1 protein-coding gene is annotated in these 312 nt (G+C 57.4%); it reads right to left on the minus strand.

Annotation, left to right across the window (positions count from 1 at the left end):
* The coding region (locus Q5762_RS37730) for an ATP-binding protein (protein WP_315896828.1) at positions 1-312 on the minus strand (312 nt) is incomplete at both ends.

Genomic DNA, 312 nt, shown 5'->3' on the forward strand with positions numbered 1-312 from the left:
GAAAAAGGGCTCGAAGATGCGCGAGACATGTTGTTCGGCGATGCCGGGGCCATTGTCGATGACATGGATATGCACGTGATGGGGCGTGGCCTCGGCCTGCAGTGTGAGTGTGGGCTGGGAGGCGTCTTTCATTGCCTGAATGGCATTGCCAATCAAGTTGACGATGACCTGTTCCAGGCGTACCAGATCCCCCTCTACCCATAGAGTCTCGGACGGCCACTGCGGCGTGACCTGGATATTACCATCTCTGTTCAGGCCTGCATCGAATACGCCCTCCGGCTGTTTCATAGCCGCCTGCGCGATGGCAATATC

It is taken from the genome of Streptomyces sp. P9(2023) (genome assembly GCF_032436795.1).
Lineage (GTDB): Bacteria > Actinomycetota > Actinomycetes > Streptomycetales > Streptomycetaceae > Streptomyces.